Origin of the sequence: Actinomyces provencensis, from assembly GCF_900155435.1 — a bacterium.
Lineage (GTDB): Bacteria > Actinomycetota > Actinomycetes > Actinomycetales > Actinomycetaceae > Pauljensenia > Pauljensenia provencensis.
Window position 1 is genome coordinate 1,491,344 of the sequence record NZ_LT700212.1, and the last position, 18,904, is coordinate 1,510,247.

The 18,904-nt window shown below is 66.2% G+C and carries 17 protein-coding genes and 3 pseudogenes; 13 read left to right on the plus strand and 7 right to left on the minus strand.

Annotated elements, in window-relative coordinates:
• Nucleotides 1-12: 12 nt before the first annotated feature.
• Together BQ9890_RS06575 and BQ9890_RS06580 are read right to left on the minus strand one after the other, a co-directional pair.
• Nucleotides 13-1,146, minus strand: a complete 1,134-nt coding sequence (locus BQ9890_RS06575) for an integrase core domain-containing protein (protein ID WP_078062541.1) — start codon at nt 1,144-1,146, stop codon at nt 13-15.
• Nucleotides 1,146-1,508, minus strand: coding sequence for a helix-turn-helix domain-containing protein (locus BQ9890_RS06580; protein WP_143226246.1), 363 nt, complete (start codon nt 1,506-1,508; stop codon nt 1,146-1,148). Before BQ9890_RS06580 ends, BQ9890_RS06575 begins: the two co-directional genes overlap by 1 nt.
• Before the next feature lie 234 nt (nt 1,509-1,742).
• Here BQ9890_RS06580 and BQ9890_RS06585 point away from each other — a divergent pair, with 234 nt between their 5' ends.
• Nucleotides 1,743-3,050, plus strand: coding sequence for an ISL3-like element ISPfr6 family transposase (locus BQ9890_RS06585; RefSeq protein ID WP_078062280.1), 1,308 nt, complete (start codon nt 1,743-1,745; stop codon nt 3,048-3,050).
• A 322-nt stretch (nt 3,051-3,372) separates the two neighbouring features.
• Nucleotides 3,373-5,250: a potassium transporter Kup gene (locus BQ9890_RS06590; RefSeq protein ID WP_230297854.1), complete on the plus strand. Its 1,878-nt coding sequence runs from the start codon at nt 3,373-3,375 to the stop codon at nt 5,248-5,250.
• A gap of 70 nt (nt 5,251-5,320) precedes the next feature.
• Here BQ9890_RS06590 and BQ9890_RS06595 read toward each other — a convergent pair whose 3' ends face one another.
• The 4 genes from BQ9890_RS06595 to BQ9890_RS06610 all read right to left on the minus strand — a co-directional run bounded on the left by BQ9890_RS06595 (nt 5,321) and on the right by BQ9890_RS06610 (nt 7,576).
• On the minus strand, nt 5,321-5,920 hold the full coding sequence (locus tag BQ9890_RS06595) for an IS5 family transposase (RefSeq protein WP_078062281.1): 600 nt from the start codon (nt 5,918-5,920) through the stop codon (nt 5,321-5,323).
• Nucleotides 5,814-6,230 carry an IS5 family transposase gene (locus BQ9890_RS16855; protein WP_075890300.1) on the minus strand — a complete coding sequence of 139 codons (417 nt, stop codon included), beginning with the start codon at nt 6,228-6,230 and terminating at the stop codon, nt 5,814-5,816. The genes BQ9890_RS06595 and BQ9890_RS16855 overlap by 107 nt, the downstream gene beginning before the upstream one ends.
• Before the next feature lie 146 nt (nt 6,231-6,376).
• On the minus strand, nt 6,377-6,835 hold the full coding sequence (locus BQ9890_RS06605) for an Hsp20/alpha crystallin family protein (protein WP_027587601.1): 459 nt from the start codon (nt 6,833-6,835) through the stop codon (nt 6,377-6,379).
• 258 nt (nt 6,836-7,093) lie between these two features.
• Nucleotides 7,094-7,576 carry an Hsp20/alpha crystallin family protein gene (locus BQ9890_RS06610; RefSeq protein ID WP_049770829.1) on the minus strand — a complete coding sequence of 161 codons (483 nt, stop codon included), beginning with the start codon at nt 7,574-7,576 and terminating at the stop codon, nt 7,094-7,096.
• 359 nt (nt 7,577-7,935) lie between these two features.
• On the opposite strand from BQ9890_RS06610, the gene BQ9890_RS06615 reads away from it, so the two are divergent.
• From BQ9890_RS06615 to BQ9890_RS06630, 4 genes and pseudogenes are all read left to right on the plus strand, one after another.
• Complete coding sequence (locus tag BQ9890_RS06615) at nt 7,936-8,268, plus strand: transcriptional regulator (protein ID WP_075890262.1); 333 nt, start codon at nt 7,936-7,938, stop codon at nt 8,266-8,268.
• Complete coding sequence (locus tag BQ9890_RS06620; protein ID WP_075890264.1) at nt 8,265-9,044, plus strand: nucleotidyl transferase AbiEii/AbiGii toxin family protein; 780 nt, start codon at nt 8,265-8,267, stop codon at nt 9,042-9,044. The genes BQ9890_RS06615 and BQ9890_RS06620 overlap by 4 nt, the downstream gene beginning before the upstream one ends.
• The gene (locus BQ9890_RS06625) at nt 9,041-9,622 is read left to right on the plus strand and encodes a recombinase family protein (RefSeq protein WP_075890266.1); all 582 of its coding nucleotides are present in this window, start codon (nt 9,041-9,043) and stop codon (nt 9,620-9,622) included. Before BQ9890_RS06620 ends, BQ9890_RS06625 begins: the two co-directional genes overlap by 4 nt.
• A 205-nt stretch (nt 9,623-9,827) precedes the next feature.
• Nucleotides 9,828-10,232 (plus strand): annotated as a pseudogene (locus BQ9890_RS06630) (ISL3 family transposase); the annotation flags it as partial.
• Nucleotides 10,233-10,245: 13 nt separating this feature from the next.
• On the opposite strand, the gene BQ9890_RS06635 reads toward BQ9890_RS06630, so the two are convergent.
• On the minus strand, nt 10,246-11,337 hold the full coding sequence (locus BQ9890_RS06635) for a hypothetical protein (protein ID WP_075890268.1): 1,092 nt from the start codon (nt 11,335-11,337) through the stop codon (nt 10,246-10,248).
• A 988-nt stretch (nt 11,338-12,325) separates the two neighbouring features.
• On the opposite strand from BQ9890_RS06635, the gene BQ9890_RS06650 reads away from it, so the two are divergent.
• From BQ9890_RS06650 to BQ9890_RS06680, 7 genes and pseudogenes are all read left to right on the plus strand, one after another.
• Complete coding sequence (locus tag BQ9890_RS06650) at nt 12,326-12,745, plus strand: YflT domain-containing protein (protein WP_230297855.1); 420 nt, start codon at nt 12,326-12,328, stop codon at nt 12,743-12,745.
• A gap of 395 nt (nt 12,746-13,140) precedes the next feature.
• Nucleotides 13,141-14,162: pseudogene (locus tag BQ9890_RS06655) on the plus strand (IS30-like element ISPfr16 family transposase); the annotation flags it as partial.
• A gap of 116 nt (nt 14,163-14,278) precedes the next feature.
• A pseudogene (locus tag BQ9890_RS06660) lies at nt 14,279-15,136 on the plus strand (IS256 family transposase); the annotation flags it as partial.
• Nucleotides 15,137-15,608: 472 nt separating this feature from the next.
• Nucleotides 15,609-15,926 carry a hypothetical protein gene (locus tag BQ9890_RS16260; RefSeq protein WP_230297856.1) on the plus strand — a complete coding sequence of 106 codons (318 nt, stop codon included), beginning with the start codon at nt 15,609-15,611 and terminating at the stop codon, nt 15,924-15,926.
• 84 nt (nt 15,927-16,010) lie between these two features.
• On the plus strand, nt 16,011-16,343 hold the full coding sequence (locus tag BQ9890_RS06670; protein ID WP_075890274.1) for an Hsp20/alpha crystallin family protein: 333 nt from the start codon (nt 16,011-16,013) through the stop codon (nt 16,341-16,343).
• A 137-nt stretch (nt 16,344-16,480) separates the two neighbouring features.
• A complete protein-coding gene (dnaK, locus tag BQ9890_RS06675) occupies nt 16,481-18,346 on the plus strand; it encodes a molecular chaperone DnaK (protein ID WP_075890276.1) in 1,866 nt (621 codons plus the stop codon).
• Between the two features lie 18 nt (nt 18,347-18,364).
• Nucleotides 18,365-18,904 carry a nucleotide exchange factor GrpE gene (locus tag BQ9890_RS06680; protein WP_075890278.1) on the plus strand — a complete coding sequence of 180 codons (540 nt, stop codon included), beginning with the start codon at nt 18,365-18,367 and terminating at the stop codon, nt 18,902-18,904.

The following is an 18,904-nucleotide window of genomic DNA, read 5'->3' on the forward strand; positions in this document are numbered from 1 at the left end:
CAGTTCGCGGGTTCAAATACCCTCATCGGTGCTGGTGTTGTTGGTGTGATTGTGTCGTGTTTGTCGTCTGGTGGCAATGCGGGCTTCTCGGGCTCGTTTGAGGCCGTCTTGTCTGGCCTTGCGGATGGCGGGTCCGCGCCCTTCGTGTTCCTCCTGGGGGGTGACGTAGCCGATGGACTCGTGGAGGCGCACGGTGTTGTAGTGGACGCACAGGTGGTCGAGTTCAGCGCGTAGGGCACCGGGATCGGCGATGGCGTCAAGGTGGGGGTTCTCGGCCTTGAGGTGGCCGAAGAACGACTCGATCCAGGCCTGGTCGTTGGGGGTGCCGGGGCGGCCGAAGTGTTGCCCGATGCGGGCGGCGGCCATGAACCTCGCCGTGGCAGAGGACGTCATCTGGGGCCCGTTGTCAGACACTGCCAGCAGGACTGGCACACTGCCCGTCCCGTCGTCTTCGACGTCGATGTCAGGGTCAGGGACGTGTCCTTGGGCCAGTTCCACTGCAAAGGCGTCATCGGCGAGCAGCCAGGCCTTCCCATCACAGTGGAGTGCGTCGATGAAGGCGGCCTCGACCTGGGTGCTGGTCTCTTCCACACTCAGGTTCAACGCCAGGCACTTCTTGGACACCACGTCCACCACAGCGATCGCACACCACCCGGGCAGGCCCGAGAAGTGCGTGAAGTCGTAGACCCAGATGACGCCGGGGACCAGTTGGGCCCAGTCGGGGAACGCCTTGCGTTCACGTGGAGTGGGCCTGGGGAGGCCGGGCAGGCGCACCCCCGCCTCGGTCAGGACCCGCAACACGGAGGATTCGGACACGTAGACCACATCGAGGCGGGAACCTCGATGGGCGAGCTTGCGGTGGGAGAGGTCGACGCGCTCCCACTGCCCGGCCAGGGCCACGATCGCCTCCTTCTCCCACTCCAAGAGCGCGTGGAGGACTTCTCCGGCCACTGGGCCAGCTGGCTGGTCCTCCAAGGAGACACCACGATCCAGGCGTTCCTGCCAGGCCAGTACCCGGGAGTGGTTGATCCCCAGCCACACACACGCCTGACGCAGCGAGAACCCCGCCCCAGCCGCATCTGAGACCAGGTCAAGCAGTGCCTGCTTGGCCGGACCCCCCAGCCGAGTGGGGACCGGCCCGGCCATCAGTCCCACCCGTCTTTTCCCTCGATCAAGTGCAGGCGCATCGCCTGCTCCGCGATCGTGGTCTCCAACCGCGCAATCCGCTCCCGCGCCGAGGCCAACTCCGCCTCCTGGGGGTCCCGGGCGCGTCGGCCAGGCACCGCCTGGGTCAAAGCTGAGATGGCTCCCTGCTTCGCGGTACGGCAGATCCCCTGGATCGTGGAGCGGTCAATGTGGTACTTCTCCGCCAACTCCCGCTGGGTCGCAGCATTGGTGAGCACCGCGGTGAACACCTCATACTTCTGCGAGGGCGCCAAGCGGACACGCGGCTTACGCACCGCCCTCGCCGAGCCCTTGGCGGCCTCGGGTCTCGTCTCCTGTGACATTCAAACTCTCCCTTGCTGGTAGACATCCAACCAGCTCAGATGAGGGAAGTTAAAACCCGGTTCTGGTCAACGAACTCAGACGCGGAACGCTCTGCGAGGACGATCTGATCCTGGCTCATCACAATCCACGGTGTAGTGGGGGTGTGATGGTGGCTGGCGTGTCGGTCACCGGGTAGGGGTCGAGGTCTTCCGAGGATGGGGGTTCTCACACCAACCCATCGGGAAGACCTCGACGTGCCTGACGCTACCTTCGCGACCCCTGACCTGACCACCTTCTGCCGGCTCGACGAGCTGGGCCTGGTTGCGGTTGGTCAACGACTCGAGCTTGGACGGGCGGTGATCGCTTGTCAGGTTGTCGAGCCGGACGACTGGTGCCACCGCTGCGGCCAGCATGGTGTGTTGCGGGACACGGTGGTGCGTCGGCTCGCTCACGAACCGCTCGGGTGGCGGCCGACCCTGCTGGAGGTGCTGGTCCGCCGGTACCGGTGCGCCGACTGCGCTCATGTGTGGCGCCAGGACACGAGCCGGGCCGCGGAGGCCAAGACCCGACTGTCGCGCCGCGGGCTGCGGTGGGCGTTGGAAGGGATCGTGGTGCGCCACCTCACCGTGGCCCGGATCGCCGAAGGCTTGGACATCAGCTGGAACACAGCGAACGACGCGGTGCTCGCCGAGGGTAAGCGGGTGCTGATCAACAACCCGCACCGGTTCGACAAGGTGACCACGATCGGCGTGGATGAGCACGTGTGGCGGCACACCCGTCGCGGCGAGAAGTACGTGACCGTGATCATCGATCTGACGCCGGCAAGGACGAACAGTGGACCGGTCAGGTTGCTGGACATGGTCGAGGGCCGCTCCAAGAGCGTGTTCAAGCAGTGGTTGTCTGAGCGTGACCAGGCGTGGCGCGACCGGGTGGAGGTCTTCGCGATGGACGGCTTCACCGGCTTCAAGACCGCCACCACCGAGGAGTTGCCTGATGCGGTCGCGGTGATGGACCCCTTCCATGTCGTGAGGCTCGCCGGCGACGCCCTCGACCGGTGCCGCCGTCGAATCCAACAGGATCTGCACGGCCACCGCGGCCGTGCCGGCGACCCGCTCTACTCAGCCCGGCGAACCCTGCACACCGGAGCATCGCTGCTCACCGACAAACAGAAGACCCGGCTTGACGCCCTGTTCGCTGACGAGGCGCACACCGAACTTGAGGTCACCTGGGCGGCCTACCAACGCATGGTCACCGCCTACCGCGACCCCGACCCTGCTCGCGGCCGAGACCTCATGAACAAGCTCATCGCCAGCCTCGCCAGCGGCGTCCCAGCAGCGCTGGTCGAACTTCGCACACTGGGCCGCACGCTGAAGCAGCGGGCGGTCGACGTGCTGGCCTACTTCGACCGGCCCGGCACCAGCAACGGTCCCACAGAGGCGATCAATGGCCGCCTCGAGCACCTCCGCGGATCAGCCCTCGGCTTCCGCAACCTCACCCACTATGTCGCCAGATCCCTCCTCGAAACCGGCGGGTTCAGACCTCAGCTACACCGTGGATTATGATGAGCCCAGCTCGGCGAGCATTCCTGGAAGCGCGGAGGGGACCCTTGCGGCCGTGAGGATTCTGCAAGCATTGCCCCTTCCACCGTATGGATTTCGTGAGGATCGCGCCACTCCTGCGCGTGCCGCGATTTGATCGATGGTTGCGCCTGCCCAGAGTGCAGTGCGCCATCAGGTCGGTCGGGCGGAGCGCATCCAGGGTGAGTGGCGCTGCCGCTGTCAACAAGGGAGTCAGATGCTCGTGTCCACACACAGCGATCACCGGAGTCTGCCCTTATGGCGACAGAGACCATCCAAGGCACCGTATTCCCCCGCTCGAGGGCTCGTGCTCGCTGCGCTGGGTGTCGTGTTCGGCGACATCGGCACCTCACCCCTCTACTCCATGCAGACCGTCTTCGCGATCGATCACCACACCGCCGTACCCAGCCGCGACAACGTCATCGGCATCATCTCGCTGGTCATCTGGTCCATCCTGCTCATCGTCTGCATCAAGTACGTCACCCTCGTGATGCGTGCCGACAACGGGGGCGAGGGCGGCATCCTGGCCCTCATGGCTCTGCTGCAACGCCACATCCCCTCACGCTGCCGACTCGCCGCTGTGACGATGGGAATCGGAATGGTGGGGGCGGCGCTGTTCTACGGGGACTCAATGATCACGCCCGCGATTTCGGTGATGAGCGCCCTCGAGGGTGCCACCGTCATCGATCCCGGTCTGACTCGAATGGTGCTGCCCGCCGCGGTGGTTATCCTCACCGCCCTGTTCGTCATCCAGCAGAGGGGTACCGCGGTGATTGGACGGGCGTTCGGACCCATCATGCTGGTCTGGTTCATCAGCATCGCCGCGCTGGGGGCACCGTGGATTCTTCGCTGTCCTCAGATCCTGATGGCGCTGTCACCCCAGTGGGCCCTGCTGTTCGTCCTTGAGCGCCCGTGGACGGCTTTCGTCGCCATGGGGGCGGTCGTGCTGACCGTCACGGGAGCGGAGGCGCCCTACGCCGACATGGGCCACTTCGGCAGCCGCCGGGTCCGCATCGCCTGGTTCTCGGTGGTGCTGCCTGCTCTCATGCTGAACTACCTCGGGCAGGGCGCCATGATCATTCTTCATCCCGCCTGGATCGACAACCCCTTCTTCCGAACTGCGCCGCAGTGGGCACAGGTCCCGCTGGTGGTGATCGCCACTCTGGCCACCATCATTGCCTCCCAGGCTGTGATATCCGGCACGTTCTCGGTCTCCCATCAAGCCTCCAGGCTTGGCCTGCTGCCTCGCTTCTCGATTCGCCACACTTCTCGGGAGGAGGGCGGCCAGATCTACATTCCCGAGGTCAACTGGATGCCCTACCTCGGTGTTCTGCTGCTCATCGGCGCTTTCCGCACGTCGGCACGGTTATCCACCGCCTACGGACTCGCCGTGACCGGAACCCTGCTGCTCACCACGGCCCTCTTCCTGATCCTGGTCCGCCTCGTCTGGGACTGGTCGTGGTGGCGAGTTCTGCCGATAGCAGTGGTCATCGGTGGCCTGGAGCTGTCTCTCCTCGCGGCCAATCTGCTCAAGATCACCTCGGGGGGCTGGATTCCGTTGGTGATCGCCGGTGCGATCATCGTCATCATGACGGCGTGGCGCAAGGGCACCGCGTTCGTCGTCTCCAGTCGTGCCTCCGCCGAGGGGCCGCTGGATGACTTCCTGGCTCGTATCAAGGACGATCGACCGACTCGGGTTCCCGGTTTGGCGATCTACCCGCATCCGGGCCGGGTCACCACACCACTCGCGCTGCGCAACAATATCCAGTTCAACCATGTGCTCCATGAGCACAACGTCATCATCTCGATGGTTGATGAGAACATCTCCCACATCCCTCATCGGGATCGGATCAGGGTCACCGACCTCGGGGACCCCGACGACGGCATCGCATACGTCGAGTGCCATGTCGGTTTCGCCGACTCCCAGAACATTCCGTCCGCCCTGGCGCTGGTCATGGACCAGCTCCCCGACCCCCGGATGCACATGCAGGAAGCTGTCTACTTCCTGTCAGTGGCCAACATACGTCGCGCCGACGACACCGACCCATTGGCATCCAGATGCCCGATGGCCACCTGGCGGCGGCTCGTCTACCTCACGCTGTCGAGGAACCAGGCCGACCGCACCACGGCTTTCCGGATTCCGCGAACCCGATCGGTCGTTCTCGGCGATGTGATCACAGTCTGAGGACGAGATAGTTTGTGGTGACCCGGTCTGTGAGGTCGCCCGGGTTCCTCAGATGCCTAGGCCATGTCTCCTATGTCTTGAGCCATTGGAGGATGGCGTGGAGGACTGTGGCTGAGCGGTAGGTGGTGGCGAGCTTGTCGTATCTGGTGGCCAGTCCCCGCCATTGCTTGACGCTGTTGAAGGACCGCTCGACCACGTTGCGGCCCTTGTAGGCCTCCACATCGAGGCCAGGTGGTCTGCCGCCCTGGGAGCCCTTCTTCTGGCGGGCGGCGATCTCGTTCTTCTTCTGGGGGATCACCATCTTGATGTGGCGGGCACGCAGGTAGCGGCGGTTCACACCTGAGGTGTACCCGCGATCCGCCAAGACCACCTCGGGTGTGGTGCGAGGCCTGCCGGTAGGCCGAGGAACATAGATGTCTTCCAGGGTGTCCTTGAGCATCACGCCATCGTTGCGTTGCCCGCCAGTGACCACCATGGCGAGCGGGAGGCCGTGTCCGTCCACGACCTGGTGGATCTTCGTGGTCAACCCGCCTCGGGACCGACCAACGCCGCGACCTGCGGGTTCATCCTCCCCGGTGGGAGATTTCTTGTAGTTCGATCGCGCCCCCTGTGTCCTGCTCGGGGCGTTTGGTGTTGGTGGCGTGCTGGTGAGCGCGATTGATCGTCGCATCGATGCTGACCGCCCAGTCCACCTCACCTCGCGTGTCCGCCTGGGAGATGACGTGGGAGAGCACATGGTCCCACACGCCTCGGCGTGCATACGAGCGATGCCTCTTCCACACCGTCTGCCACGGCCCGTACTGCTCCCGAGGTAGGTCCCGCCACGGGATCCCCGTGCGATACCGGTAGATGATCCCGTTGACGATCCTCCGGTTGTTGGTGAACGGGCGGCCCTTCCTGCCCTCGTTGGACGGCAGGAGCGGCTCCACCACCGCCCACTGCTCATCCGTCAAGGCCTCAAACCGGGTCAACTCACTCACCTGGCCAGTATCGGGCAAGCCGAACTCCACATATAGGAGACACGCCCTAGATGTACCCGGCCATGAGGTTGGTGGCAGTGCGGGTCTTCTGAATGGGGAGGACCTCCCTCTGATCTCTCGCGTGGGGACGCGGCGTGGAGCTGCGTTCAGCCCTTCGTGATTTGGATGCGGCGTGGCTGGGTGGCCTCGGTCTTGGCCACCTCCACCCGCAGGACACCGTCGCGTAGCGTGGCGTTGACCTGGTCTGGGTCGACGTCGGCCGGCAGCGTCACGCGGTACTCGAACTGCCCGACTTGGCGTGTGCTCCGGCGTAGGATGCCGGTCCGCTCCCGTTCTTTGACCTCGCCGTGGATGCTCAGCTCGTTGCCGCGCAGCTCGAGGTCAACGTCGTCCTCCTTCACACCGGGCAGGTCAGCCTCCAGAACGTAGGAGCCCTCTGTCTCCTCCAGCTCTACCGGCGGGGCCCAGAGCGAGGCGACCCGGTTGGGGAAGTCGCCCAGCGCGGACTGGACGAGCTGGTTCATCCGGGTGGTGAGGTCGTGCAGTTCGCTGAAAGGATCCCGATGGGTGATCTCCGTGTTGCCGCCACGAACAGGCAGTGCCATCACCATCACCTTCCTCTCGTCTCAAGATCACATATCAAGATCACATAGTTGAGCGAACCACGCTCAGGTTCTATTCCCGCACCTGGACCCTCTGTGGCTTCTTTTCTGATGGGGGCTACCCCAGGCGGGAGCGCCTGCAGCGAGGTGAGCCGTTGAGTCGCGCAGGGAGCCGGGCGTCCCAGTGGCAGCCGACCAGGAGACGGGAGGTGTCCCGCCGCAGACGCCGGCGTCCCGCTCGCGCCGGCGTCCGCGATCCCTCTACTGCCTCTGCCCCGATCCCTCGCCGGTGGCTTGCTGCTCGCCGGAGGAGGACCCCTGTTCGATCGCTGCCGTGCGGTCGGAGGCCGTGACCTGGATCTTGCGCGGCTTGGACTCCTCAGCCACCGGAATCGTCAACGTCAGCACCCCGTCGGCATAGCCGGCCTCGATGCGGTCCGTCGCCAACCCCCGACCCAAGGTGAGTTGACGGGCGAAAATCCCCGCAGGCCGCTCCCGCACCAGCCACTGCGCCTCCGCTTCCTCCGGGCGCCGCTCGGCGCGCACCGTCAACGTGCGGTCATCGACATCGATATCGATCGAGTCCGGGTCCACGCCCGGCAGGTCGATCTTGGCGACAAAGGCATCATCACCCGAGCGGTACAGATCCATCGGAATCGCCGCTGCAGACGGGGCCTGACGCATGGCCGTGCCCAGCAAACGCTCAATCTCACGGAACGGATCCAGAGCAGTCATCTTCACCATCACCTCTCAGTGACCGGTGGCCCGGCCCTCCGGGCCTCGTCTTTGCCATCATACCACCACAGCCCACACGACGCGACCGCAACAGATTCCAGCCCGCGTCGGTGGCCATGGCGGCCTCCAGGACCTCCAGGGACATCCCTGGAGGCGTCCCATCGACCTGCACCCGAGCGCTCGCGCGGCATACCTGAGCACAGAGTGCAGACGCCTTCGAACTTCCGTGCAGCCGACTTCGGAAACTGACATGACCCGCGTAAGTTGGCGGTCGAAGGGTGGTCAAAACCCCCACCGAAACCGAAACGGGTGATAGACCGTTTTCGACCTGGCAGGGTAAACTGGGATGAGATGGAAGGAGGCGGGCCATGGCTGAGGTGACAGCGGCTCGTGTGCGGTTCCGCGATGTCAAGCCCTATGACGCGCCCGCTTCGCTCGACGAGCTGCGCGGACCCTATGACGGGCCCATCGACCTGCCACACTCTGTGCGTTGGCAGGCCGATCGGTTCGACGTGGACGTGTCGAACCTGGGTTGGCGTCGCATGGCTTACCAGGCGTTGCTCGCCGAGGGGACTGCCGATCAGCAGCGCCGCTTGATGAACCGAGATCGGCTCATCGAGGCGTGGCCGATTCTGAACATGGATCCGCGCGTGCGCGGCCTGTGGGAGAAGAGGTTCCCCCGGCTTCGGGTCTTCGTGTGAGCAGAGATCAGGAGGAGCAGCGGCGCATCACGCGCCTGGCCTTGGAGGCCGTCGGCGACGATGCCGGCTTCGCCCTGGCCGGCTCGGGCGCGATCCGTGAGCACGGGCTGATCGACCGGCCCACCGAGGACGTGGACCTGTTCACCGTCCAGCAGGCCCAGGCACGGTTCGGCACGTCGCTCGACCGGATCATTGCGGAGCTGCGCGCGGCCGGCTACACCGTGGAGAGCCGCCGGCGGCAGGACACGTTCGCCCAGCTCACCATCGTCAGCGCGCAAGGGCGCAGCACTGACATGGACCTGGGCGTGGACTGGCGGGCTCACCCGCCCGTGCGGCTGGAGGTCGGGCCCGTCTTGTCCATTGAGGACGCGGTGGGCAACAAGGTCGGGGCCCTGTTCTCGCGGGCCGAGACCCGCGACTACCTCGATGTGGACGCGATCCGGCGTTCCGGCCGGTACAGCGACGAGGAACTGCTGGACTTGGTCCGGGGAGTCGATGCTGGCTTCGACCTGGGATGGTTCGCCCAGAACCTTGACAACGTGGAGCGTATCCAGCCCGAAGAGGTGCGCGTCTACGGTCTGACGGCTGGTCAGCTCGACGATGTGAAGATGCGCACCAAGGCGTGGGCATCGAGCATTCACGCCCGCGTCCGGCGTGAGAACACCCGGGCTGGCCTGCACGAACGTATCGAGAGCGAGATGGAACGGCGTCGCGCGAAGCGCGATGACGATGACGACCCGCACCGAGGAGAGCCGAGAGGACGGGGGAGCCGATGACGGTCGTTGGGTACGCACGCGTGTCCACGCGCGAACAGACTCCGGCCGCCCAGGAGGCGGAGCTGCGCGCGGCCGGGGCCGAGCGCGTGTTCGTGGACCACGGCGAGTCCAGCCGTGCGGCCGACCGGCCGCAGTGGTTGGCGTGCCGCGACTATCTGCGTCCGGGCGACACGCTGGTGTTCCGGGCGCTGGACCGGCTGGCCGGAAGCGAGGTCATGGCCATCGAGATCGTCCATGACCTGATCGGGCAGGGCGTGAGCATCAAGAGCTTGACGGAGCCGGCGCTGAGCATCGACACGTCGAGCCCGATGGGCCAGGCCATTGTGGGGATTATGGCCGTGTTCGCTCAGTTGCGCGTGGACACGATCCGGGAGAACACCCGGCGCGGCCTGGCCTATGCGCGGGCCCAGGGGAGGGTCGGCGGCCGCCCCACCGTCATGGGGTCGGAGCGAATCGACGCCGCCTTGCGCATGAAGGCGCAGGGCCAGAGCAACGCGCACATCGCCACCGTGCTCGGCGTGAGCACGTCATCGGTACGCCGAGCCCTTGCCCGAGCCCAGAGCACCCCTTCGTCCTGATAGTTGCCAGCAGGTGCGTGGAGGGTGGCAGTCAAGGGTGCCGCCGCAGGCGGCATCGCGCAGCGACGCGCAGCGCCCTTGAGGGGCTCTTCACAGATGAGGGTGTAGCTGTGGTGCGACCTGGGGCGGCGCGTCGGTGTCGGGGTGAGGGTCGAGGTCTTCCGATGATGGGAGTTCTCACACAACCCGTCCGGAAGACCTCGACGTGCCTGACGCTACCTTCACGCGCCCTGACCTGACTACCTTCACCCGCCTCGACGGCCTCGGTCTGGAGGTCACCGGCCAGCTGCTCGAGCCTGACCGGTCCGTGCTGGCGTGCCGGGTCGTGGAGCCGGACGACTGGTGCAGGCGGTGCGGCTGCCAGGGCGTGCCCCGTGACACGGTGAGCAGGGAGTTGGCGCACGAGCCGTTCGGGTGGCGCCCTACCACGCTGGTGCTCACCGTGCGCTGCTACCGCTGCAAGGAGTGCTCGCACGTGTGGCGTCAGGACACCACCGCTGCGGCGCCGCCGCGGGCCAAGATCTCCCGCGCCGGCCTGCGGTGGGGTCTGGTCGGGATCGTCGTCGGCCACCTGTCGATGGCCCGAGTTGCCGAAGGACTGGGCGTGGCGTGCTGGGGCTGTGTCAGGTGCTGGACCGGGTGTAGGCAGCGGCGCGCACCACATCTTCGTCCTCCAGTCCAGCTCCTAGTGCTCCGCCCACGGTGGCCAGGCTGGCGGTGAGCCAGCTGATCTTCGCGTAGTCCAAAGCGTTCACTGGGTGACCGGCGATACCGGCCAGTACCTGCTCGTCGATGAGCAGCAGCGCGCCGACCCAGGACAGGATGAATAAGACGAGGTAGAACACCACAACCCCGATGGCCACGGTCGCGGTGGTGGCCAAATTGAACAGGATGACCTGCTCACGTTGGGCTCGCCGCCGTGGGCGCTCCCACAAGTCGGCTCCCAGGATCAGGGTGGCACTCACCGCCCCGATCGCCATCACCGCCAGCAGGACCAGGCGCACCGGCCCGTAGGCCATGGCCAGTACCCATAGGTCCGAGGCCACCAATGTCAGCATGCCGGTGGCCGCTGCCACGACCATCGCCCGGGAGAGCCGGGCCACGAAGGCCCAAGGCTGGTTGGCGCGGATCATGCCCAGCAGCAACCGCACGTTGCCGCTCAGCACTCGGGCCGTGAGCTGCACGACGTTGTCGTCCGGGCGTTCGTCGAGATCGGTGGACAGCTGGTGGGCTCTTCGAGCAAGATCCCGCTGGGCGTTGGGGTCTTCGGCGTCGTAGCCCAGGAGCTGCCCGACCACGTGCACGCTGGTCTCTTGCACCTTCTGCCGCACGTGCACGGGTCCCAGGGTTGGGACGGAGACCAGTCCTACCCCGTGCACGGGGCTGAGCTGGGCGAGCACCGGACGTCGGCCGGTCTTCAGGGGGATCTCGGTGAGCACCACGGCCAAATCCCAGTTCTCCTCCAGCACGCGGTTTCGGGCCGCCTCCAGCAGGTCCAAGGTCTCGGTGGGTGGATCGACCAGCCGGTCTTCGGCCATCTTCAGTTGCCAGCGCACTCCCGGATACCGCTGCACCAAAATCTTGCGCACCGTGGTGGTGACCTCGGGGCCGAGCACCGCACTCAGGGATGGTGAGACCACCAGGCCGATGAGCAGCTCGGCATCGGAAAGGGGTTCGGCAGGATCGGCGGTGGATCGGCAACGGTCAGCAGTCACCGCTCCATGGTGAGGCAACCACGGTCGGATTGCCACTGGCTCGATGGAGCCCCCAAGGTTTCGTGCAGCACCGCGGGCCGGATTCGGTGGTCGCCTCGATCCCGGAAAGAGCGGTGCTGCTCACTGCGAAATCCTCTCCCCGCCGACGCCGCCAGCGCGAAGACATCACAGCCAGCGGGCCCGGGACCTGCCGGTGTCGAGGACGGCTTCTCGATGATGCTGCAGTGACGGATCGGTTGAAGTGCTTCGGCGGTGTGGGAGCAGTGATCAGCGTGGGGCCGGTCGATTCCGTTCGGACAGGTGATGCATCGACTGCCCAGCGGCAGGTGCGGTACTGATGCGGGGGTACCCGGTGCAGGGGTGTCAAGGCCCAGCTCCGAAGACGGCAAGCCGGGCACGTGAAAGGCGAATTATAGCCCGCCGCAACCCGAGCGGGAAGGCATGTGTGGCACGAGGCGCCGAAGACGGGCCGGGCGTTTACTGCAGAGATAAATATGCTTATCCTGGTAAGGTCCGCGACATTTTGTAAGGCCCTGAGAGCGGGCCCGTCGCTGGTCCACCACGGACCGACGGGCTCGGGGACGGGGCTGAGGACCCGGAGAGGAGCCACGGCCGTGGCCGAGCTGATGCGCAAGGACCTTGATGCGTTCGGGTCTTTCTACCGCCACCTGCACCGACGGGGTGCTGGTGATCTCGGGCTCCGATGCCGAGTCGGAGCCAGTGGCAGAAGTCCACGAAGATCGCAGGCACCGCGGCTGAACGGCCGATACCGAGGGGGAGGAAGGGAGGCCAGGGCTGCTGATGTGCCCGGACTGTTCCGCAATTTCTCTTCCTAACTTTCCGTCCACTCCCGACCCAGGTGCCCGGCAACCCCGGGTGCAGGCCACCGTCCGGGTCGGATCGTCACCACGAACAGGAAACGATAAGCATGTCCCATCCCTCCCCTCTTCCACCCACTGCTTCGGCTCATTACCAGGTCCTGCGCACAGTGCCCTCCTATGACGAGGCTCAGCGCCTTGTCGACCGACTCTCCGACGCCGGGTTCCCGGTTGAGCACGTGCGCTTGGTCGGCACCGATCTGCGCCTGGTTGAGCAGGTCACCGGGCGGATGACCTACGGCAAGGCCGCCCTGTACGGGGCCGCCTCCGGAGCCTGGCTGGGATTGCTCATTGGCTTGCTGTTGGGTCTTTTCACGGTCGTGGGGTGGCTGTCGGTAATCCTGTGGGCGGTACTCCTGGGCGCGGTGTGGGGGCTGATCTTCGGGTTGCTGGGCCACGCGGCCACCGGCGGGCGCCGGGACTTCAGTAGCGTCCAGGGCCTGGAGGCGTCCTCCTACGAGATTCTTGTGGAGGCCGAGTACTTCGAGGCGGCCACGGCCAAGCTCGACGCCAGCCGTCCCACGACTTGACCGCCAAAGGCCCGGGCCCGGACCGGGTGCTGGCCCACGCCCGAGTAAGTGCTGAGGGCCGTGGCCCTCTGCGCTCCCCCGACACTCACCGCTGGAACGGATTCAGGAGCGGATCTCGCCGGGAAGCAGGGACGTCGGCGTGCCTGTCACCACCAACCGGGAGCCTGCTCGGCTCTGCCGAGCGTGCTCCCCGCAGTTGCCTGCAGTGGACCCCGACAGCTTCGTCCCCAAGACCCTCTGTCAGGGGCATCCCAGGTAATCACCCGCGGGACCGTCCGAGGCATTCTCCGGCCACAGCGATGGCCTCGACCGGATCGGAGCAGCCCGGCGGATTCAAGCGGTCAGTGCAACGAGTCCTGTGAGATGAGGCAGTCACTGATCACAGGAGGATCCGGATGCAGGGCAGGCACGGTCATCTCAGCCGGGAGCAGAAGCAGCTCGCGCTCAGGCTGCACGGGAAGGGCTGGCGGCTGGTCGACATCGCGAAGGAGATCGGCTGCAGCGCGCCGATGGTCGGCATCATGGCCCGCACCGGCAGGCACCTTGACGCCAGGCCGTTCGGGTGGGAGCCACGTCAGGGCTGTCTGACGATCGACGAGCGCGAGCAGATCCTGCTGGGCATCAATCGCGGCGATACCTTCACCGCGATCGCCGAGCAGCTGGGGCGTGCGGTGTCGACCGTCAGCCGTGAGGTGAAGCGCGGTGGGGGTCGCTGCGGCTACTCGGCGTGGCGTGGTCATGAACGTGCCCGCGAGCAGGCGCGCCGACCGAAGCCGTTCAAGCTTGCGTCGGGCCGGCTGCTCGAGGAGGTTGCCAGCCGGCTGGAGCAACTGTGGTCACCTGAGGAGATCGCGGCCGCCTACGGTTGGATCACGCCGACGACCCGGAGATGCGCGTGAGCCACGAGACGATCTACCAGTCGCTGTTCGTGCAGGGCCGAGGCGAACTGCGCCGTGAGCTGGCGCGGTGTCTGCGGTCCGGAAGATCGGCCCGCAAGCCCCGCCGAACCACGGACGGTCGCGGCCGCATCCCCGGCATGGTCATGCTCAGCGAGCGCCCCGCAGAAGCCGACGACCGCGCCGTGCCAGGCCACTGGGAAGGTGATCTCATCCTCGGCGAGGGCAGCCGCAGCGCCATCGGCACGCTCGTTGAGCGCTCGACGCGAATGACACTGCTGCTGCACCTGCCCGACGGCAAGAGCGCCGAGCAGGTCGAGGCCGCGATGCGCGCCGCAATCAGCAAGCTGCCGTCCTCGTTGATCCGAACGATCACCTGGGACCAAGGCGCGGAGATGTCCAAGCACGCCGCGTTCTCCATCGCCACAGGAATCCCGATCTACTTCTGCGATCCCCACTCGCCCTGGCAGCGGGGGAGCAACGAGAACACCAACGGCCTGCTGCGCCAGTACCTACCCAAGTAGTGCCCCTTAGAGTGGTGTAGCCCGCGGTGGCCGGCCTCGTCGTGAGCGTGGGCGCGGTCACCGTGTGATCCTTCGAGGAAACTCTCACATCCCACTCGAAAGGCATCATCACGATGACCGCACCTCATATTCTCGACCCTGCCCGCCTGCTCGGTGAAGCCCTCGCCGACTCGTCGCCGGATCTGACGCGCCAGCTGCTGCAGACCATGATCAACGCGCTGCTGTCCGCCGACGCGGACGTTGTCGTCGGCGCTGAATGGGGCCAGCCCAGCCCCCAGCGCACGGCGCAGCGCAACGGGTACCGCCACCGCGACCTCGATACCCGGGTCGGCACGATCGACGTTCAGATCCCGAAGCTACGACAGGGAAGCTACTTCCCGGAATGGCTGTTGGAGCGCCGCAAACGCGCCGAGACCGCGCTGATCACCGTCGTCGCGGACTGCTACCTCGCGGGCGTCTCCACTCGCCGGATGGACAAACTCGTCAAGACGTTGGGGATCCACTCACTGTCGAAGTCGCAGGTCTCGCGGATGGCGGCCGAGCTCGACGAGCACGTCGACCAGTTCCGGCACCGCCCCCTGGGCGAGGCGGGCCCGTTCACCTTCCTCGCCGCCGACGCGCTGACGATGAAGGTCCGCGAGGGAGGCCGGGTCATCAACGCGGTCGTGCTGGTCGCCACGGGTGTCAACGCGGATGGGCGCCGCGAAGTCCTCGGCTTACGGGTCGCGACATCCGAGACCGGTGCAGCCTGGAACTCGTTCTTCGCTGACCTCGTCGCCCGCGGCCTGGGCGGGGTCCGCCTGGTCACCTCCGACGCTCACACCGGACTGGTGGAGGCCATCGCGGCGAACCTGCCCGGCGCGGCCTGGCAACGATGCAGAACCCACTACGCGGCCAACCTGATGAGCGTGACCCCGAAGAGCATATGGCCGGCGGTGAAGGCGATGCTGCACTCCGTCTACGACCAACCCGNCCGTGGGGTCCACCAGGTCTCTCGACGTCCCCAGGATACCGCTCCGAAGGATGATCGTGGCCTTGTTGCGAGCACTGTCAAGACGGCTCAAACTTTTCTGACCGACTCCGAGGTGGACGCCCTCGTCGGCGACTACCTGGCCGGGATGAGAGTCAAGGCGCTCGCTGAGAGGTACGGCATTCACCGCGCCACCGTGTTCTCCCATCTGCGTCGCCGCAAGGTGCCGAGCCGCCGACCAAGGCTGGGGATCGACGAGAAGGCGGAGGCCGTGCGGCTCACCCGAGCGGGCGTCTCGATGCGGGCCATCGGTCGCCGGATGGGCGTGGACCGTAAGGCCGTGCGGGCTGCACTGGTCGAGGCTGGACTCATCGTGGACGAGGCGAGCGATGACTCGTAGCTGCGGTTCCGATTTGCTGATCCGTCGGTAGCTCTCGGCGCACCTCGTCGGTAACGAGCGCCGAGAGGAACCGATGATGACCAGCGTGAGTGAGGTCGCGAATGACGAGCGCACCGCGAGGATGGTGCTGTCCATGCTCATCGAACCCAATGACCCGGTGACAGGACGCATCTTGTCCAGGCTCGGAGCAGTCGAGACGCTTTGGCTCGCTGAGCGCGACGGCGCGGTGGTGGGGCTGAGCCCTGTGGACGCGCAGGTCTGGAAAGCGGATCAGGCTGCGTTCGTCAGGCGAATCACTTGCGAAATGCCTACGTGGGGTCCAGTCTGGTACCAGAACGACGCAGCTCTACCGCGCGTTCGCGCTTCTGCTTGGACCACATGGTCCGGGTGAGTTCTACACCTCCGACCGTCGAACAAACATCGGCAGTGGAGTTATAGTCGAGTTATAGTGACTCAGCGTAAAGGGGGACGTGAGATGGTGACCTCATGTGCGGACCTGCGCATCGCTCAGCAGATGGATCCGCGCTCGATGTCGGTCGATCTGTCCCGAGAGGGCGACGAGTATGTTCCTGAGACGAACCTGCCAGGCATCGACTCGGAGTCCATCGAGCTGGGTGGGCGGCCAGCCGCTCACCGTCCGCGCGGTCAGCGGCCCAGTCCGCGACCGTCGGCGCGAAGTGGTTCACCGCCGAACGGCCCCCACGGGCAATTCATGCGGCTGCTGGGACTGGCGCCCGGCATCGACAGCGACAGCGTCACCGCCAGCTGCGACCTGGGCGTCCTGCGGGTGGTGATGCCCATCGAGTAGCCCGCCGTCCGGAAAGATCCCCCTGAAGCAGCCTGCTTCCTGACTCTGGGCACTCAGCCCTGCGCCTGCTCCGATCCTGGCGCGCTCTTTGACGACCCCTGAAACGTGTCTCACGCGACAAGAAAGGAACAATCATCATGGCCAAGGCAGTAGGAATCGATCTGGGAACCACGAACTCCGTTATCGCCGTCTGGGAGGCCGGCGAGGAGAAGGTCATCCCGAACGCGGAGGGAGCCCGCACTACCCCGTCGGTGGTCGCTTTCACCGAGGACGGTGAACGGCTGGTGGGGCAGCTTGCCCGCCGGCAGAGCATCCTCAACCCGAAGGGCACTATCTCGTCCGCCAAGCGGTTCATCGGCCGTTCCTTCGACGAGATCAAGGAGGAAGCCAACGCCGTCGGCTTCGACGTCGTGGAAGGCCCCAACGGCGAAGCACGGTTCAACATCCGCGGCAAGCAGTATGCGCCGGAGGAGATCAGCGCCATGGTGTTGCGCAAGCTCGTCGACGACGCCAGCAAGTTCCTCGGTGAGAAGGTGACCGAGGCTGTCATCACCGTTCCCGCCTACTTCAACGACGCCCAACGCACCGCGACCAAGGACGCCGGACGCATCGCCGGGCTCGAGGTGCTGCGCATCATCAACGAGCCCACCGCCGCCGCACTGGCGTACGGGATGGACAAGAAGAACCACGAGACCATCCTGGTGTTCGACCTCGGTGGCGGCACGTTCGATGTCAGCCTCCTCGACGTGGGCGACGGGGTCGTCGAAGTGCGATCCACCGCCGGTGACACCCATCTGGGCGGCGACGACTTCGACCGCCGGCTGGTGGACTATTTTGCCGACGAGTTCAAGAACGAGAACGGCATCGACCTGCGCAACGACCCGCAGGCGTTGCAGCGACTGTTCGAGGCGGCCGAGAAGGCGAAGGTCGAGCTCAGCTCGGTGTCCCAGACCCAGGTCAGCCTGCCTTTCATCACCGCCGACGCCAGCGGACCCAAGCACCTCACCATGACCGTGAAGCGGTCCAAGTTCGAAGACCTCACCGCTGACCTCGTTGAGCGGTGCCTCGGTCCGGTGCGTCAGGCGATGGCCGACGCGAAGGTCAGCGAGAACGATATCGACGAGGTCATCCTCGTGGGCGGTTCCACCCGCATCCCCGCTGTCCAAGCGCTCGTCAAGCGGCTCACCGGCGGTAAGGAGCCGAACATGACGGTGAACCCCGATGAGGTGGTCGCTGTGGGCGCCGCCATCCAAGCTGCGGTCCTCAAGGGCGACGTCGACGACGTGCTGCTGCTGGATGTCACCCCGCTGTCGCTGGGTGTGGAGACCCGCGGTGGCGTGATGACGAAGATCATCGAACGCAACACCACCATCCCCGCCCGTCGCAGCGAGGTGTTCTCCACGGCCGAAGACAACCAGCCGTCGGTGGAGATCGTCGTGCTGCAGGGCGAGCGGGAGAACGCCGCGGACAACCGGGTGTTGGGTCGGTTCCAGCTCACCGGCATCCGCCCCGCTCCTCGCGGTGAAGCGCAGGTCGAGGTCACCTTCGACATCGACGCGAACGGCATCCTGCACGTGACGGCGAAGGACAAGGACACCGGCACCGAGCAGGGCATCACCATCAGCGACACCTCGAATCTGGACCAGGGCGAGATCGACCGGATGATCAAGGAAGCCGAGCAGCACCGTGCTGACGACCAGGCGCTGCGCCAGGCCGTGGACGCCCGCAACGAGCTGGACTCCGCCACCTACCAGGTCGAGCGGGTACTGCGTGAGCTCGGCGACGCTGCACCGGAGCACGAGCGTGCCCGCGCGGAGCTGCTCATCACGGAGGCCCGCGAGGCAGTGCAGAACAACGTCGGCGAGCAGGAAGCGAAAGAGCGCACCGGCGAGCTGCTGCAGGTTGCGCAGTCCCTTGCAGCGGCCCGCGCGAACGCCAGCCACGCTGAGCAGCCCGCTCAGGACGACGAAGACGACGTCGTCGACGCCGAATTCGACAAGTAGCACGGAGGGAGGATCGCGATGGTCGAGGAGCAGAACGAGGACACGCGGGCCGTGGACCTGCTGAACGACGACCTCACCGACGTGTCCCCCGAGGAGATCCGCGCCGCGCAGGCAGCGCTTGCCGCCCAGTTGGAGACGGCCGAGGACCGGTGGCGCCGGGCGGCGGCGGACTACGACAACCTCCGCAAACGGATGGCGCGCGAGATCGAGACCGTCCGCGAGCAGGAGCGGCGGCACACCGCCGAAGCCTTCTTGCCCGTCGTCGACGGGCTGGACCGGGCGCTCAGCTTCGGGGTGGACCTTGACGAGGGCGTTCTGGGTGGCATGCAGGCCGTCCGGGCGCAGGCCGCTGATGCGTTGCGCGCACTCGGGTACCCCGAGATTGTCATCGACGGTGCGGAGTTCGACCCGCAGCTGCACGAGGCGGTCTCGGTCGTCGAGGATGCCAGCGCCCCGTCGCGCAGCATCCTCGCCGTCACTCGCGCCGGGTTCGGAACGCCTGAGCGGATGTTGCGACCGGCTGCGGTCGTGGTCACCCGCAGGCCGGATGAGGAGTAG

Bases quoted from the DNA above. Each gene is read 5' to 3' on its own strand.
- BQ9890_RS06575 (WP_078062541.1), bottom strand. From the start codon at position 1,146: ATGGCCGGGCCGGTCCCCACTCGGCTGGGGGGTCCGGCCAAGCAGGCA.
- BQ9890_RS06580 (WP_143226246.1), bottom strand. From the start codon at position 1,508: ATGTCACAGGAGACGAGACCCGAGGCCGCCAAGGGCTCGGCGAGGGCG.
- BQ9890_RS06595 (WP_078062281.1), bottom strand. From the start codon at position 5,920: ATGCGACGATCAATCGCGCTCACCAGCACGCCACCAACACCAAACGCC.
- BQ9890_RS06605 (WP_027587601.1), bottom strand. From the start codon at position 6,835: ATGGCACTGCCTGTTCGTGGCGGCAACACGGAGATCACCCATCGGGAT.
- BQ9890_RS06610 (WP_049770829.1), bottom strand. From the start codon at position 7,576: ATGGTGAAGATGACTGCTCTGGATCCGTTCCGTGAGATTGAGCGTTTG.
- BQ9890_RS06615 (WP_075890262.1), top strand. From the start codon at position 7,936: ATGGCTGAGGTGACAGCGGCTCGTGTGCGGTTCCGCGATGTCAAGCCC.
- BQ9890_RS06625 (WP_075890266.1), top strand. From the start codon at position 9,041: ATGACGGTCGTTGGGTACGCACGCGTGTCCACGCGCGAACAGACTCCG.
- BQ9890_RS16260 (WP_230297856.1), top strand. From the start codon at position 15,609: ATGATGACCAGCGTGAGTGAGGTCGCGAATGACGAGCGCACCGCGAGG.
- BQ9890_RS06670 (WP_075890274.1), top strand. From the start codon at position 16,011: ATGGTGACCTCATGTGCGGACCTGCGCATCGCTCAGCAGATGGATCCG.
- dnaK (WP_075890276.1), top strand. From the start codon at position 16,481: ATGGCCAAGGCAGTAGGAATCGATCTGGGAACCACGAACTCCGTTATC.
- BQ9890_RS06680 (WP_075890278.1), top strand. From the start codon at position 18,365: ATGGTCGAGGAGCAGAACGAGGACACGCGGGCCGTGGACCTGCTGAAC.